The organism is Clostridium aciditolerans (assembly GCF_016316925.1).
In the GTDB taxonomy this organism is placed as follows: domain Bacteria; phylum Bacillota; class Clostridia; order Clostridiales; family Clostridiaceae; genus Clostridium_AM; species Clostridium_AM aciditolerans.
On sequence record NZ_JAEEGB010000019.1, the window covers coordinates 1 to 17,466 of the forward strand.

Consider the following 17,466-nt stretch of genomic DNA (forward strand, 5'->3'; position numbering starts at 1 on the left):
AATAAATTAAAGTTCCAGGCTCTGCAGAGGTATTTTTAGAATTATAAGTAGTAATTTGAGCACCACGGGTTGTATCTTTCATTTGATATTGAGTTTTTGATCCAACTGTGACTTTGTCCAAATTCAATGTTTTTGTGTCCCCTAGCACTCCGGCTCCAGTACCAGTAGCTGCTACTTTAGCAACAGCATTATATTTATCCACAACTTGTCCATTATAAGCATTTATAAAGAAATGCCAATCTCCTGGTTCAGGACTTATAAAATTAATTCTTACTTCATAAACTGGAATGTATTCGTTGTTTACTTTATATATATAAGACTTTGCCTTAGGAGTTATTTCAAGAGTATCAAATTTGACTTGAGATTTTGCTGTTTCTATTGCTTTATTTTCACTAATAAATTTTTCTTCATTAATTTTAATCTTTTTTGCTGATGAGTCGAATTTTCCATTTACTGCGTATATTTCGCCATTTTTATTAAAGTGAACAATATATTGATTCCCGTAGACAGGAATACCTTGTACGATTTGTTGGAGCTTTATATGTTTAAAATTTAGGCTATCGTTTTTCTCATCAATTTTTGTAAGATCATTTTCTACATTCTCTACTTCAAATTTACCTTTGTTATCATTAAAGAACTTTTGAACACCGCTCATATCTTTTGTTAATTTTTCTGATAATTTGCCTTTAGTAAAATTATGCCCATCGTTTGGCGCAGCTTTTACAGCTGGACCTGTAATCATGAAGGTACTTATCATAATAGTAGCAACAAGATATTTGATTTTTTTCATAAGAATATTCCCCCTATATTCATTTATTTACTAACTAAAAACTATAAAATTTATAGCCAATAATTAGTTTAATCTAATTATATCTACATATGGAAAATACTTAAATACAAATACCATGAGATCATATTATAACGTCGCAAAATGACTTAATCTACACAAAAGAACATTTATGACACAATAATTTAAATTTGCGACATTTACATTTACTTTTATTCTGATAACTGTTACAATATCTAACTTGTTACATTAAAAAGGTACTTCTGCAGCTTTTTACACCGAAGAATATAATGAGTATATTTTACGATGTAAATACATGTATTTCGCGATATTTTATGGAATAACTTGTAAACCCAATGCTATAATTTAATTATTAGATTAATTTAAATTTAGAAGGGATTGTAGAGAATATGGAAAAAAGAAGTATAAAAAGACTTATAGCATTGTTTGCAAGTACAATTGCAATGCTTGTTGCAACAACCTCCGCCTCAATGTGCTGGGTACACGTATTTGGGGAACCTAAGATGCCAAAGTCTTTATACAAAATGGACTAACTGCATAACAAAAGGCATGAGACTTTTTAAGTTATCATGCCTTTAAATCATATATTATTAATTCTTGTTTAAATACACAATCTTTAATTTTAGTATTTAGAATTACATTATCATATTTTTCATTAACAATATATCTAACTGTCTTTAATCCAATTCCTCTGTTATCACCTTTCGTAGAAAAATTTTCTTCATATATTTTATAAATTGGCGGGGTATCCTCTAGGCATGAATTGCTTATAATAAATACTGTAGAATCGTCATTTTTTACCACGGCAATTTTAACATCTTTTTTGTCACATAGAATCGCTGCCTCTATAGCGTTATCAATAAATATTCCAATAATTCTACATATATCTATGGTATTTATAGATAACTCATGTATATCATCAATAATTTCTATTTGTATTTCTATGCCATATGAGTATGCATTAATAATTTTTGAAGATATCAATGCCTTTAGGGCATCAATCTTAATGTGTTTTAGTATTGATAGGTATCTATCTTTATCTATTATTTTGTTACTTTCTTTCAATAAATCATTATGATAAAATTCCTTTAATCCATCGATATCTCCTGTTTCTATGTATCCACCTAATGTTTGAAGTATATTTATATAGTCATGCTTAAATCTTCTCAAATCACTATCCATATCTTCAATCCTATCTGTATACTCTTTAAGTTGTTGGTATTCCTTTTCTTTATACTCTTGTCGAAGCTTATTTTTAATATTTTTACTACTTGAATGTATCAATAAAACTGACATACCGATAAACTCTATTATGAGTATCATGTTTAAAAAAGTGTTAACTCTACCTATAGATTTAACTAGACTTTTATACATTATTAAGTGGACATTTACGATAAATAATCCTGACACTATATACAAGATTGCTATTAAGTTTTCCTTTAGATATTCCTTAATATTACTGCCTTCAGTATATATTCTATTGTAAATCATTCTTATTATTTTACTTAGAAAATGAGAAATTAAAAGTATAAGCAATCCTGTAGCAAAATATATTTTTAAATTACTAATTACTTGTGAATAAGTAAAATTTAAAATGTTAATATCAATAAAGCCTACTATAGCGTCACTTGCAGCAAAAATAATATTTGCGCATAGAGCGATAACTATAGATCTCCATATACGCTTAGATGCTATGTATAAATACAAAAATATATTAAAGATTACTGCTACTTCTAAAATAATATCTTTCCTATAAATATGTATAAATATAGTCATAAAATAGTTTACTACAGTAAATATAACTATGCTTCTTCTTTCCTGCTTATCTGGCGAAATATTGACGGTAATGCTGGTAATGCTAAGCGCTAAGATTAATGGGTACAATATTTCGAAAATTAAATCGAACATTTGTTCAACAATCCTTTCAGGTATCGCGCAGCTACATAACAAGATTCACCATTTATCATATATATAATAAAATTATCTTTATCGATTATTTTGATTTTCTTAGTATTTACCAAATAAGATCTATGGGGCTTGTAATAATTAGAAGATACCATTTTTTCAATCTCTTTTAATGTTCCGTAAAACTCCAACTGTTCCTCACAAGTATGTATTCTTATCTTGTGATCCTTACTGGTTGTCTCAAAAAATAAAATATCATCAAGATTAAAATAAACAATTTTATTTCCAGCATTTATTTGTATGGAATTTGTTTTAATAGTATTGGAATTTTTATAATCATTATAGGCTTCGTTAATGCATTCACTGATTTTATCTTTCATACTATTTAAATTATTTTTAACTATATAATCCATGGCTTGTACCTTATATTGAAACGTAAGTAGCGTGAGTTCTGCATGAGATGTTACAAATACGATATAACCCATAGGATCACTTTTTCTAATTATTTTTGCAAGTTCTATCCCATTTACTTTAGATTTTAAATCAACATCTAAGAAGTATAGAAATGTGTTTGTTTTATATTTCTCTAAATATGTAATTACATTCTCTGGAGTATTAGTAGATAAGACAATACTCATATTTAAATTTAATTTTTTCAGTTCATCTTTAATAATAATTTCAATCTGCTCTCTTTGATAATTATTATCTTCACAAATTATAATATTAAGCATTTTTTACATCTCCTCTCACTAATAATATCTTTTCTATTTCAATCTACTTCTGCTATAGGTATCATGTCAATTACTACAAATTAATAAAATAATAATCCCGTACTGATAACACCATAAGTTTTACAAAAATAAGTTATCTAAATTTTAATCCGTTCATAATTTTTATATTTTTTTCCAAATATAATATAAATCATAGGAGTAATTAGTATAGACTCTTGTAAGGTAGAATAGGTAATTAAATTCGTATATACACTACCTGGCAATAATAAGGTTACAATACCAAATCCTAAAACGATTAAAATAGATTTAACCTTTAATTTATCTCTTAGATTCTTACTCATAAGCGGGCGTTCTTCTGTGTCTGCTGGCGCATATAATATAATCAGTATGAGACTTATTACAAATATAGTTGCTACATGTGCTTTTTTTAAAGAAAAGTTTAAACTTAAATACACATTCCCGAAAAAAATTATATAGTTAGTAATAATACATTTTATACTAGAATCAGCATGAATTCCATTTGCAAAAGATCTAAGAGTAGCGAAGCTTACATATGCTACAATAGTATAATTTAATATACCTAAAAAATATGCAGTGAGAAAAAGCAGAATTAACTTGAATATATTGATTAAAATTACATGTATACCATATTGAATTTTTTCTAATTCTGTTTCAGTTTTATTCGTGTTATCTTTAATAAAGCTAGTACACTTTTCGCTGAGTTTTTCAGCAATATCCATGATATCCCCTCCCCCTTTAATGTTATAACATTTTTTCCTCAATTTGATAAATTTCTCCAAATATTATACCACTAAACATTTAATTATTCTAGTGTTTAAGTATGATTAAAATTGCTATGTTATTATATTCAAATATGCTATATATAAAATAAATTAATACTTATACTAAAATAAACTTATTACACTATTCTACTTTAATTTAAATAACACAATTTGTAATTTAACCATTTTTTGATATAATTACAAATATAAATCTTATTATTAAAATCATTCTTTAGTAAATAAATCTTGTTTACAACAATTATATTTATCTTTCATTTTAATTTAAGTTAGTGTAATGTATTCAAACAATAGAATTCTATATTTAGTATTGAAATATTTTATTCAGATATATGAATTAACAGGATGGTGGTGTAAAATATCTGCTAATATAAGTTTATTTATGACTGGTTTATCATTGTATTTATTTATATTTATAATTCCAATTATCTTGTATCTTAAGTTAAGAGATAAAGTTAATCCCTTTGAATATTTAAAACTTAAAGATAATTTATTTAAAGGTATATTAACTGGTTTCTTCATAAGTACTATATTTATAATATCGCTTATAATTAAGAATATTATAGTCCAAGATAGGTTTATCAATTTAAATATCGGCATACTATGGATAAGTGGACTATTGGTAGGAATACTCGAAGAGATACCATTTAGAGGCTTTATTCTACAAAAGCTATTAAAACATTTTCACTTTTGGCTAGCAAATTTATTAACTACCATTTTGTTTGTAGCAATTCATATACCAATATGGTTGTTATCTCAAACTGATATGATGGGTTCTATTATATCCATTTCATTAGTTAGCCTTGTTTTGGGATATTTATTTAAAGAATGTGATTCGTTGTGGGTACCTATAACAGTTCATTCAATATTTAATCTTGCCACATGGATAGGATTAAGATAACTTGTAATATCTTTACTAAAAAAATAAATGATAAGTCTTCCCCTATACTTGATTTGATAGATAAGAATTCAGTAAAAACTTTGATAGACCATATCTTTGCTCTTATTATAGTAAAGCTATGGTCTATTTTTCTTCTATTAACAATAACTTTACATACTAGTCACAACTCTGTCACATAAACGCCATATTCATTTGTTATAAATTTCAAGTAAGATAAAAATAGTTTAGAGGTGATACTGTTGATTAAAATTGAAAACTTAACAAAATCTTATGGGAATCATGTAGCCATAAAAGATATAAACTTAGAAATAAAAAAAGGCGAAATTCTAGGTCTTTTAGGGCCAAATGGAGCTGGAAAATCTACTACAATGAACGTAGTAACGGGCTACCTCTCCGCTACAGAAGGCTCGGTAATGATCGATGGATTTGATATATTTAAAAATCCAATTCAAGCTAAGAAAAAAATAGGCTATTTACCAGAGATTCCTCCTTTATACACAGATATGACAGTTGAAGAGTATCTAAATTTTGTAAGTAAATTAAAAAAAGTTGAAAAAAGCAAAAGAAAAGAGCATATAGATACAATTGTAGATTCTATCAAACTAAATGATGTGAGAAAAAGACTTATAAAAAATCTCTCTAAAGGTTATAAACAAAGAGTTGGATTAGCACAAGCTATTATAGGAAACCCTGAGGTCCTTATACTAGATGAACCAACGGTAGGATTAGATCCTAAACAAATTATTGAAATTAGAAATTTAATTACTGAGCTTGGTAAAGAGCATACAATTATTTTAAGTTCACACATACTCTCAGAAATAAGCGCTATATGCGATAGAGTTGTAATTATAAATAAAGGATCAATTGTTGCAGAAGGCACACCAGAAGATTTGTCTAAAAACTTAAGTTATGGAACCAAAATGGCTCTAAGAATAAAAGGAGCACTGGATCAGGCAAAAGAAGTCATAAACAAAATACCTAATATAAATTCTATAGAAGATGATGGTGTTAAGGAACCTAACACTATAGATTTAGTAGTAGAATCTAAAAATGACCGAGATATACGTGAGGATTTATTCAATGCTTTCAGCAAAGCAAATATACCTCTACTTATGATAAAACCATTAAATTTAACTCTGGAAGAAATATTCTTAGAAGTGACTGAACAAACCAAGGAGGTGTCTTTAGATGCTGGAAATACTAAATAAAGAATTGAAATCATATTTTCACTCTTCCGCATCCTATATTTTTCTATTCGTTTTTTTAATAATATCAGGAATATTTTTTACTTTATCAAACTTAATACCTGGCAATGGACTTTATCCAAATTTACTTTACGCTATGATTTTTGTTTTCTTATTTCTTGTACCTATTTTAACTATGAAAACAATTGCCAGTGAAACTCATGAAAAGACAGATCAGTTATTATTGACGACACCACTTAGAATATGGGAAATAGTTTTGGGTAAGTTTTTAGCGGCTGCTGCTGTTTTCTTACTTGCCGTGGTAATAACCTTTGTTTACCCAATAATATTAAAAAGCTTTGGATCTATACCATTAGGTGAAACTATTGGTGCATACATAGGCTTTGTTTTAATAGGACTATGTTTTATTTCCATAGGTATTTTTGTTTCAGCCTTAACAGAGAATCAGGTTACTGCTGCAATTGGTACCTTCGGTGCTTTGTTTATCATATGGATACTTGATTGGATTGGCAGTGGATTACCTACAAGCATTACATCCGGAGTAATTTTTGCAGTAGTTTTAGTAGTTCTTATAAGCTTATTTTTGTACTATAATACTCAAAATGTATATGTTAGTATTTCCACAGGAATCCTAGGTTCTTTGATAGTTCTTATAATTTATCTAAAAAATAAAAATTTATATGATGGATTTATAGCAAAATTCGTTAGCTGGTTCTCATTAATGAAACGTTATGAACCATTTAATATGGGTATGCTTAGCGCTAGTTCGATAGCTTACTATATATCATTTTCCATATTTTTTATACTTTTAACTATAAACATTATTGATAAAAGAAGATGGAACTAGGGAGGTGAACTAATAAATGAAAAATATAAATATAAAAAACTTTTTTAATGAAAAAAAATTAAAAAAAGGCGGATTAACAACAATAACAATAGCATTATCTTTAGTTGTTTTGATAGCACTAAATTTAGGTATCGGAAAATTGAATTGGAGTAAGGATCTAACTAAAAGCAAAATATTCACCTTATCCGATCAAACCTATAAAGTTTTAGATAATTTGAAACAAGATGTAACAATATATGGATTTTATCAATCTGGTCAAGAAAACTATACCGTAAAGACTATTTTGGATCAATATCCAGCACGTTCAAAACATATTAAGATTGTATATAAAGATCCTGCAAAATATCCTCAGCTAGCCCAAAAATTTAGCAAGGATAACAATAAAGTAGATATTGGTTCTATAGTAGTAGAAAATGGTTCTAAATTCAAAGTCCTAGATCCAAATTCTTTTATAAATGCGGATTACAGTAACCCTTCTGCCCCATCAGCTCAATCTATTGCAGTAGAGCAAAGTATAACCTCTGGTATATTATATGTAACCTCTAATAAAAGCACTACTATATATACTTTACAAGGACAAGGAGAAAGTGAAATCTCTCCACAAGTAGCAAATCAGTTGTCTTTAGAAAATTACACTGTAACACCTGTTAACTTATCACTAAAAGATGCTAGTTTGAAAGAGGATTCTATTTTACTTGTAAGCTCTCCAAAAAGAGATTTATCTCAGCCAGAGGCAGATGCTATAAAAAGCTATCTTTCAAAGGGTGGTAAAGCACTATTTTTAATGGATTTGACAGAAAATGATTTACCAAACTTTCAATCAGTATTAAATTACTATGGTTTATCTTTACAAAGAGCCATTACAGTTGAAGGTAATAGTGCTTATGTTTCTCAAAATCCTATATCTCTGTTACCTGATCAAAAGAATCATGATATTTTAAATTCATTAATTGATAATAATCTACGTGTACTTATTCCTGGCGCTCAAAGCATAGGAATATCACAAAATAAAAGAAGTTCCCTAACAATTGAACCATTGTTAACAACTTCTAATGATTCTTGGGGAAAAACTAATTTAAAAACTGACACGCTAGAAAAACAAACTGGTGATTTAAATGGACCCTTTAATATAGCTGTAGCAGTAACGGATAAATCCAATGATCCTAAAGTTAGCGATACAAGAATAGTTGTAGTTTCTAATTCAACTTTCACCAGTTCTCAAGTAATATCTTTAAGTAATAATGCTAATTTAGACTTCTTTATGAATTCAGTTAGCTGGGCTCAAGGTAAAAAAGATACTATATCAGTTAGACCAAAAAATTTAGATAACTATACACTACAAGTAAGTGGATTAAGTAGACTAACAGCTTCAGCTTTTGTAGTACTTGTTATTCCTGCAACAATTTTAATAACAGGAGTAATTGTATGGATTAGAAGAAGAAAACTATAAAAGTTAATAGTCTATAAAAACATCAGCAAATGCTTAATTAAAAACAATTGTAATGAAATATTAAGAGATTTATATAACTCAGAAAAAAGCTGCCATTAAGTTTTATTTTTCAGCACTTAACGGCAGCCTTTTGCTTTTTCTTTCTAATCTATGTTTAATTTAATCTTTTGATTTTCTTTAAGTATATACCATAAAATAAGATTTACTATAATACACTGAAGTGAATTATGGCGCTGTCATAATCCCCTACTAAACGTAAATCTATCCCATATTTCATAAGATAATTTCCAGTCATTTTTAGCTGTTGGCCATTGTAGTTAAAAGAGTAAACTTTATCTTTCTGAAGTCCTCTAAGCCTTACCCTAATACCTCTATGACCTAGTTTACTTTGGGGTAGAAAAACAAATAACACCGCTTCTTCCTGCTTAACATATTGGAAACAATGGTAATTATTTTCCGAGTTGCTTGAAATTCTATAAAAATCACCTTCTTGAATTATAGGACGTATTTTTTTATATTCTTCTATTAGTTCCTTTGATAGTTTTATATCCTCTTTACTAAACTTTAGTATGTTACAGCCTATTCCTAAGCTTCCCATCATAGCACTATGATATCTAAATTTTATAGGTATGTTTCTTCTAGATAAAAAATTAGGACAATCTGTTACCCAAGCCCTCATAGCCTTTATTGGATAAATATAGGAATAACTGTCTTGTATCTTTAATCGATCATAGGCATCTGTATTGTCACTTGTCCAGAAATCATCAAAGATACCTAATATACCATAGTCTATTCTTCCTCCACCAGAGGCACAGGCTTCAAATAGCACCTTAGGATGTTTCTTCTTCAACTCTTTAACAATATCATATATAACCTCTATATGCTTATACCAAATAGCCTTATCTGTTCCACTTTGTGCTATAGGTCTATTAGCATCCCATTTAATATAATCTATATCATAAGTAGACAATAAGCTATCCAACATATTATATATGAATTCTTTAACCTCAGGCTTTGTAACATTTAACACATATTGTCCTCTTGAAGTATCAGTTTCTCTGGTATCAAAATGATATATCCAATCAACGTGATCTTTATAAAGTTGTGATAAAGGATTAACCATTTCTGGTTCCACCCAAATTCCAAACATCATTCCCATGGCTTTCACTTCGTCTATTAGAGGCTTTAAGCCCTTAGGAAATTTATCCTTATCTACATACCAATCTCCTAGTCCCTTATCAATACTATTTCTTTCTCCAAACCATCCATCATCCACAACAAATAATTCTGCACCAATTTTCTTTGCTATTTTAGCTAACCTTATTTGCTCTTCACAATTAACTTTAAACTCCGTAGCTTCCCAAGAATTATAAAGTACAGGTCTTAGTCCAGGCCTTAGTAGGTTTTTCTTGGCAAAGTTATGAAGATTGTGGCTCATTGCCTCAAAACCCTTGTTTGTATATCCACTTATAATTGATGGCGCTGTAAACTCTTTTTTAGGTTTAAGTTTCAGCATAAAATCATGTGAGTTTATGCCCATTTGTACTAAAGTTTCTCCATATTGAGTTTGCTCTACTACTCCACTGAAGTTTCCACTTAATCTTAAAGCTCCAAAAAATACTTCCCCATTAGTTTCTGTAGCATCCTTATCTAGAATAAAATAAGGATTATGATTATGAGTAGAAATTCCTCTTCTATTTTCTACAAGCATTTTCCCATAACTAACTCTTTGAGTAAATCTTTGCTGTTCTGCTCCCCAATGACCATGAACATTTGAAAAATTTAAATTCTCATAGGGTATATGGAACTGAGCACTATGAATTTTTTCTACTTCTATTATATCCTCACTACTATTCTTTAGTGAAACCCATCTTTCGATTAAATCCTCTTCTTCGTAAAGCTTATAGTGAAGATTTATCTGGAAACTATAATGGGTATCTGCTAAATTAATAATTAGTTCTTCTTCCTTTATCTCATATCCTATATACTTATAAATCAACTCCCTTGTACCGTCACTAAAATTAACTTTTAAGCAATGTTCCTTATATCTTAAACCACCATATACCGGGAACTCCTCTGGAGTTATTTCATATACGGAGTCGTTAGTTGATACTTCACATAACACTGGTAGACTAAATTCATCTAAATCATTGATTTTTTCTCCCCAGTATATGTGCCTTATTAAACCTAAACCATCCACCCCAAAGACGTAGGAGGTGTTATTGGTATGAAGTCCAAATATTCTATTTTTCTTACTTAAACAAATAGCCATGAAAATTTTAGCCTCCATCTTTCTATATTGTATAGATTTCTTAACTATAAAGCTGACTTATTCCTTCACTAAAGTCCTTGCATATCAATGTATTTAGCCAAGAATAAGTCAACTTTTAAGAACATTTATCTATATTATTTACGAGTTTTTTTATTCTTCTGCCTTTGATTATTTGCAGGCTCTCATAATAAATTCAAAGTGAATATCCTTAGATGAATCTATAAGATATTCGTTATGAACTGGTGCTCCCCAACTGTCATCTCCACCAACTCCCATTTGTTTCGCTGCAATAGTTACTACGGTGTAGTTCACCTTTGGAAGTTCATAGTGATGTAATGCATTTTGAAGTTCAAAGGCTGTGTATGGTGATACTCCCAATTCAAAAGGTTCCTTTTCATAAACAAATTCTATATCAAAGCCTTTTTTATCTTTTATTTGAACCCATCTTACGCCAGTATGATTTCCACTTTCCTGTGGCACAGCATACTTAGAAACATTCTCAATCACAGATTTTTCAAAGATACCTAAGGCAGCTCCATGAAGTCTATCTATATAGTTTTCCTCTGGCCCTCTTCCATACCACTTAAAGGTATCATAGTCTGCAGATAGTCTAAAACTCATTCCAAACATAGGAAGTTCCGGCAAACCTTTCACACCTTTATAGTGGCAGCTTACTTTAATTTCACCATTAGCATAGGTAGTGTAGGAAACTTTCACCTCTGTTTCTGGAGTTGTTGGTAATGCATAAGTATACTCTACAACAATTTTGTAGTCCTCTTCCGTTAACTTAAAATCACAATATCGCTGAAACATACTTGCTTGCAGCCATTGTCCACACCTGAACCCATGGTTATTCCCCTTATCATTATCTGTCATGGCTCTCCAATAAATAGGCATTGGTGTACGAGTAATCATTTCTTTTCCTGCATATCTAAGGGATACGATGCCACCCTCTTGCTTTGAGAATAACACACTAAAGTCTTTATTTTTAACCCCAATATTTATATCTCCATGTATAACAGTAAGTTTATCTAGCTTTTCCGGAGCTTTTATTCCTTCTACGGAATAAACATATTGATCAAATGCTACTACATGTCCCGCTTTTGCCCAAAGAGCATCTTCTTTAAGCTTAAAACGAGTATTTACTGCATATTCTCCTGGAATGTTAGCTTCAGGTAATCCTAACTCAATATACTTTTCATCTCCAGCTTTTACTAACACCTGCATAAAATTTTTATAAATTTCTTCTCCATTAAAGTCTAGAGAATACTCTAAAACATAGGCTGAGGTATCTATAAACAAGTTTTTATTTAAAACTTTAACACCCTTTTTATCTGTGATAAGTTTTAAATTTTGATAAAGTTTCTTTACTTCCTGTGCCTTTGGAGATGGTGTTCTATCTGCATATACTATACCATTACCACAGAAATTATAATCTGTTGGTCTGTCATCAAAATCTCCTCCATAAGCCAAAAACTCTTGTCCAAACCTATCCTCTTTAACTATAAACTGATCTATATAATCCCAAATGAATCCTCCTTGATAAAGTTCATATTTATCCTCTAACTCCACATACTTGTGCATTGCCCCACAGGAGTTTCCCATAGCGTGCATGTATTCACAACTTATATAAGGTTTTTCTGGTGAATTGCTTAAGTACTCTTCAATATCTAAAACCTTAGCATACATTCTGCTTTCCATATCGCTAGTTTCATTAAAACGCCTATCTTGAAATACACCTTCGTAATGTACTAATCTTGAAGGATCTTTTTCCCTGAAATACTGAGAAATTTTATATATATTTTCTCCACCAAAAGATTCATTTCCACAAGACCATATTAAAATAGATGGATGATTTTTATCCCTTTCTACCATAGAAACTGCCCTATCTAGCACAATATCTAGCCATTCTTTTTTGCTGTCTGGAATGACCCAATCCGGCTGCACCTTGCCCATTTTTTGCCATGACCCATGAGTTTCTAAATTAACCTCATCTATCAGATATATACCATACTCGTCGCAAAGCTCATACCAGTAACTTTGATTAGGATAATGAGAAGTTCTAACAGCATTTATGTTGTTTTGTTTTAAAAATTTTATATCCCAAAGCATATCTTCTTTAGTTATAGCTCTACCTCTACGGCAGTTAAACTCATGGCGATTTATTCCTTTAAAAACTATACGCTTGCCATTTATACACATAATCTTATCAAGCATTTCAAACTTTCTAAAACCTATCTTTTGAGGAATAATTTCTACTATCTCACCTTTTTTATCTCTAATAACAATATGCAAAGTGCAAAGATAAGGACTTTCAGCACTCCAAAGCTCTACTTCCTTTACAGGTAATTCTAAAGACATATTTTCTGAAACAGCATTTCCTCTAGATTTTCCGACTAAGTTGCCCTTCTTATCCTTTAATTCTAAGTCTATGACAGTATTGAAGTCTCCTTTTACTTTTAAGTCTAGCTTTAACACTGCATTTTTGTAGTGTTTATCTAAATCTGTTTTTACAAAAATGTCCTGTATATGTGTTTTAGGAATAGAATATAAATACACATCCCTAAATATACCTGAAAACCTCCAAAAATCTTGATCTTCTAGCCAGCTGCCTGTAGATCTTTTATATACCTCTACAGCAAGTTTGTTTTCTCCGTCTTTAATATATGGCGTTAAATCAAACTCTGCGGTCGTAAAACTATCTTCACTATAGCCTATAAAATTTCCATTAAACCAAAGATAAAAAGCATTTTCTACCCCTTGGAAAGAAATATATATAGGCTTTTCTTTCATATTTTCCTTCAAAGTAAAATACCTTACATAGCTTCCTACAGGATTATATTCTTCTGATATCTCTGGAGGTCTTAGACAGCTGTGTCCATCCCAAGGATACATAGTATTTATATATTGTGGTTTATCATAACCCTGAAGCTGCATATGTCCAGGAACAGTTATGTCCTTCCATGAGTAACAATCAAATTCTTGTTTGTAAAATTCTTTAATTCTAGAGCTTGGATTTAATGCAAAGCTAAACTTCCAATTACCATTTAAACTTTGTCTTAATTTCATTTCTCCAGTTGCTAATTCATCTTCTGTTAAATAGTATTTATGATCTGAATGGGCTTTAATTCTACCAACAGCAAAAACTGATGGATCAGAAAGCCAATCTATACTTGGAATCTTAAAAGTCATAAATTTATCTCCTTATTATATATAGTTATTTAAGAAAAACATTTATCTTTGTAAATATATATACAAAAATAAATGTTTTGATTTCTTTCTTTGAAAAATTATTATGCCTTTAAACTATCCTTTAACAGATCCAAGCATTCCTGCCACAAAATGTTTTTGCATGAAGAAGAATACTAGCGCTGTAGGGATAGTTGCTATTACAATTCCAGCCATAATCATTCCGTAATCTGGAGTGTATGAGGACCCCATAGTGGAAATAATTAAAGGTACTGTTCTTTTTTCTGGTGTTTGCAAAGCAATAAGTGGCCACATATAATTGTTCCAACTACTCATAAAAGTAATAATAGCTGCCGCTGCATAAGTAGATTTCATTGTAGGAAAATAAATTTTTGTAAATATTTGAACTTCACTTAATCCATCTATACGTCCCGCTTCTAAAATATCTTTAGGAAAAGCCTTTGTATTCTGTCTAAAAAAGAATATTAAAAAAGCTGTAGATATACTAGGAATTACTACTGCTGCTGCAGTATTTAATCCGAAAATCTTAAAACTACTAAACATTTTAAATAAAGGTACCATTAGAGCCGCAAAAGGCACCATCATGGATAGTAATAGTATATTAAAAATTCTATCTCTTACCTTATTTTTATAAATCTCAAAGCCATATCCTGCTAAAGAAGATATAATTAACGCTAGTATTGTAGTTATAACCGCTATCTTAGCAGAATTCCATAATGATATAGAAAAGTTTAAATCTGAAGCAAAAAGATTTCTAAAGTTTTCTACAATATGACTACCTGGTATTAGAGATCCTTTAGTAATATCTACTGACTTGTTTGTCATACTTATAACCATCCATAAAAAAGGAAAAATTGATATAATAGATGCTGTTACTAAAAATATATATTTAGCTAAATTTATTATTTTTCTCATTTATCATCACCTGCCACTTTAAATTGTACTAATGATAATATAACAATCATAAATACAATAGTATAAGAAACCGCTGCTGCGTAACCAAAATTCGGGCTATATTTAAAACTTAAGTTATATATATACTGTGATATTGTAACTGTAGCATTTCCTGGTCCACCTTCAGTTATATTCATTACTTCATCGAATAATTGTAAAGTGCCTATAGTTGAGGTAATAGTTGTGAATAAAATAATTGGTTTTAATAGAGGTACAGTAATATAAAAAAATTGTTTAATTGGTGACGCTCCATCTATTTTTGCAGCTTCATACATAGATGGATCAATATTTTGTAAACCTGCTAAGTAGAATATCATGTTATAGCCCGTCCAACGCCAAGTTATAGCTATAATTATAGTAACTTTAGCCCATAAAGGATCAGTAATCCATTGTATTGGTGAATTTATTAAATGCATAGACAATAAAATTTTATTCATTAGACCATCATTTGAAAATAAACTTTTAAATATTACAGAATATGCTACCAAAGATGTTACACAAGGTAAAAATATTGCTGTTCTAAAAAACCCTTTTCCTTTAAGAGCTTTATCATTTAAAAGTACAGATATAAACAGAGCTAATAAAATCATTATAGGAACCTGCACTACTAAATAAATAAGGGTATTTATAACCGCTTTTTGAAATATAGTATCTGTAAACAATCTCTTGTAATTTTCAATTCCTACAAATTTCATATTGTTTCCCATACCTGATCTCAATGAGGTAATAAAAGCTTGTATCATAGGATAAAAAACAAAAGAAATTATTATAATTATGCTAAGGAGAGTAAATCCCCAACCGACCATATCATATTTTTTAAATAATGTACCTTTTTTGTTAGTGTCCAATTGTCAAAACCTCCTGTTATAGATTAATCCTTTGCTAGACATCAATTAGCAAAGGATTAATCTACATTTATTATTAGAGATTATTTAACTACAGATGCTTCTGCTTGTTTTTGAGCATCCTTAAGGGCTGAGTCTATATTTGCACCATTCTTAATTATTGATTGAACTGTTCCTGTTAATATATCCTCTATACTATATGTGTATAATCCGTAGTTTACTGGAGGTATTTGTTGTGTCCATTTAGATAAATCTTGTAGTGTTTTTTGTCCATTGTAAAATTCTACAGGTTTTTGATAGTTGTCTAGGGTAGCAGAAGCTTTTAATGAACTTACAAGATTAATTTTTTCAGCTAAAGTATTCATAAGGTCTTTATTACTACCGAAAGTTGTAGCAAGAAAATCTGCTGCTAACTCAGGATCTCCAACCTTATCTAAAACGTACCAACTTGATCCTCCAAGGTTAGAAGCATTTACAGAGTTTTGAACTGCCCCTAGTCTTGGTATTGGAGCAACTGCCCATTTTTTACTTTGGTCTTCGGATTTAACTATTGAACTTGAAATCCAGCAGCCTGTTGGAACAGAAGCAACATCACCCTTTTGGAAAGCACCTACAAATTGATCCCAATTAGAAACTTGTTTTACTATGCCTGCATCTATCATTTGTTTGTATATTTTAATAGATTCTTTTAATGCTTGATTATCTGCTAAATTCACAGTTTTCCCATCATCTTTTACGTACCATTGACCAGCAGATTGCATCATTACTCTTAGTTGTCCTACATCATTAGGATCTAAAGTTAACATATCTTTTCCTGTCTTTGCTTTTACTGCTTTCCCAATTTCTATATACTTTTCCCAAGTTATATTTTGCATGTCTTCTTTTTTATATCCAGCTTGTTCTATTAAGTCTGTTCTATAAAACAATGCTGTTGAACCACAATCAAAAGGTAAACCATAGAGTTTTCCACCTAAGCTATTAGCTTTAACCTTGTAATCCATAAAGTCTGAAGCCTTAACTTTGCTAGATAAATCTTTAAAAGCACCTGGATAAGAATTTAAGAAGTTTTGAATTCTATAATCTTCTACAAGAACTATATTAGGTAATCCTGATAAAGTATTAGAACTTAAGTTAGTATTTAATTTTTGAACTATATCCTTTTGAGCCATTTCTACTATTTGAACATCTACACCTTTGTGTTCTTTTTCATAAATTGCCTTTGCTTCTTTAGCGGCAACTATGTTGAAACTTCCATCCCATGCCCATATTACGATTTTTTTATTTCCGCTATCTTTATTGGTTGAAGAAGTTCCTTGTGAATTACTTTGTCCGCATCCCGCTAACCCTAAGGTTACAACAGCAGCTACAGCCATAGCCATTAACTTTTTGAATTTCATTTCAAAATCCCCCTCTAAATTTAGTTTTCTTTATTAAACGTTTACTCTCATCTTTAATCTTATTTTATCTGAAAATTGGAAAACCAAGTAGTAATATGTTTACATAAATTTGTGCTATTTTAAGCATGAAAAATCCTACTT

14 protein-coding genes are annotated in these 17,466 nt (G+C 29.9%); 5 read left to right on the forward strand and 9 right to left on the reverse strand.

Translation table 11 applies throughout. The annotated features are described in order from the left end of the window. Positions 1 to 790: PepSY domain-containing protein (locus I6U51_RS15885; protein ID WP_211143572.1), on the reverse strand; the 790-nt coding region annotated here is incomplete at its 3' end. 407 nt (positions 791 to 1,197) lie between these two features. Here I6U51_RS15885 and I6U51_RS25150 point away from each other — a divergent pair. Continuing rightward, a complete protein-coding gene (locus I6U51_RS25150) occupies positions 1,198 to 1,341 on the forward strand; it encodes a cyclic lactone autoinducer peptide (protein WP_211143573.1) in 144 nt (47 codons plus the stop codon). Positions 1,342 to 1,375: 34 nt separating this feature from the next. Here I6U51_RS25150 and I6U51_RS15895 read toward each other — a convergent pair whose 3' ends face one another. The 3 genes from I6U51_RS15895 to I6U51_RS15905 all read right to left on the reverse strand — a co-directional run bounded on the left by I6U51_RS15895 (position 1,376) and on the right by I6U51_RS15905 (position 4,184). Beyond that, the gene (locus tag I6U51_RS15895; protein ID WP_211143574.1) at positions 1,376 to 2,716 is read right to left on the reverse strand and encodes a sensor histidine kinase; all 1,341 of its coding nucleotides are present in this window, start codon (positions 2,714 to 2,716) and stop codon (positions 1,376 to 1,378) included. After that, positions 2,704 to 3,444, reverse strand: coding sequence for a LytR/AlgR family response regulator transcription factor (locus I6U51_RS15900; RefSeq protein ID WP_211143575.1), 741 nt, complete (start codon positions 3,442 to 3,444; stop codon positions 2,704 to 2,706). Before I6U51_RS15900 ends, I6U51_RS15895 begins: the two co-directional genes overlap by 13 nt. Before the next feature lie 137 nt (positions 3,445 to 3,581). Next, positions 3,582 to 4,184, reverse strand: a complete 603-nt coding sequence (locus I6U51_RS15905; RefSeq protein ID WP_211143576.1) for an accessory gene regulator B family protein — start codon at positions 4,182 to 4,184, stop codon at positions 3,582 to 3,584. A gap of 442 nt (positions 4,185 to 4,626) precedes the next feature. Here I6U51_RS15905 and I6U51_RS15910 point away from each other — a divergent pair, with 442 nt between their 5' ends. The 4 genes from I6U51_RS15910 to I6U51_RS15925 all read left to right on the forward strand — a co-directional run bounded on the left by I6U51_RS15910 (position 4,627) and on the right by I6U51_RS15925 (position 8,647). Then, the gene (locus I6U51_RS15910; RefSeq protein ID WP_211143577.1) at positions 4,627 to 5,145 is read left to right on the forward strand and encodes a CPBP family intramembrane glutamic endopeptidase; all 519 of its coding nucleotides are present in this window, start codon (positions 4,627 to 4,629) and stop codon (positions 5,143 to 5,145) included. Positions 5,146 to 5,375: 230 nt separating this feature from the next. Further along, entirely contained in the window at positions 5,376 to 6,353 is a 978-nt protein-coding gene (locus I6U51_RS15915) for an ABC transporter ATP-binding protein (protein WP_425489768.1), read from the forward strand. Continuing rightward, the gene (locus I6U51_RS15920; RefSeq protein WP_211143579.1) at positions 6,334 to 7,197 is read left to right on the forward strand and encodes an ABC transporter permease; all 864 of its coding nucleotides are present in this window, start codon (positions 6,334 to 6,336) and stop codon (positions 7,195 to 7,197) included. Before I6U51_RS15915 ends, I6U51_RS15920 begins: the two co-directional genes overlap by 20 nt. Before the next feature lie 16 nt (positions 7,198 to 7,213). Next, positions 7,214 to 8,647 carry a GldG family protein gene (locus tag I6U51_RS15925; protein ID WP_211143580.1) on the forward strand — a complete coding sequence of 478 codons (1,434 nt, stop codon included), beginning with the start codon at positions 7,214 to 7,216 and terminating at the stop codon, positions 8,645 to 8,647. A 205-nt stretch (positions 8,648 to 8,852) separates the two neighbouring features. Here the strand turns inward: I6U51_RS15925 and I6U51_RS15930 are convergent, their stop codons facing one another. The 5 genes from I6U51_RS15930 to I6U51_RS15950 all read right to left on the reverse strand — a co-directional run bounded on the left by I6U51_RS15930 (position 8,853) and on the right by I6U51_RS15950 (position 17,325). Then, on the reverse strand, positions 8,853 to 10,919 hold the full coding sequence (locus tag I6U51_RS15930) for an alpha-galactosidase (RefSeq protein WP_211143581.1): 2,067 nt from the start codon (positions 10,917 to 10,919) through the stop codon (positions 8,853 to 8,855). A gap of 168 nt (positions 10,920 to 11,087) precedes the next feature. After that, on the reverse strand, positions 11,088 to 14,111 hold the full coding sequence (gene lacZ / locus I6U51_RS15935) for a beta-galactosidase, LacZ type (RefSeq protein ID WP_211143582.1): 3,024 nt from the start codon (positions 14,109 to 14,111) through the stop codon (positions 11,088 to 11,090). 114 nt (positions 14,112 to 14,225) lie between these two features. After that, positions 14,226 to 15,044: a carbohydrate ABC transporter permease gene (locus I6U51_RS15940; protein ID WP_211143583.1), complete on the reverse strand. Its 819-nt coding sequence runs from the start codon at positions 15,042 to 15,044 to the stop codon at positions 14,226 to 14,228. Then, on the reverse strand, positions 15,041 to 15,889 hold the full coding sequence (locus I6U51_RS15945) for a carbohydrate ABC transporter permease (protein WP_211143611.1): 849 nt from the start codon (positions 15,887 to 15,889) through the stop codon (positions 15,041 to 15,043). Before I6U51_RS15945 ends, I6U51_RS15940 begins: the two co-directional genes overlap by 4 nt. 122 nt (positions 15,890 to 16,011) lie before the next feature. Beyond that, positions 16,012 to 17,325: an ABC transporter substrate-binding protein gene (locus I6U51_RS15950; RefSeq protein WP_211143584.1), complete on the reverse strand. Its 1,314-nt coding sequence runs from the start codon at positions 17,323 to 17,325 to the stop codon at positions 16,012 to 16,014. Between the last annotated feature and the right edge of the window lie 141 nt (positions 17,326 to 17,466).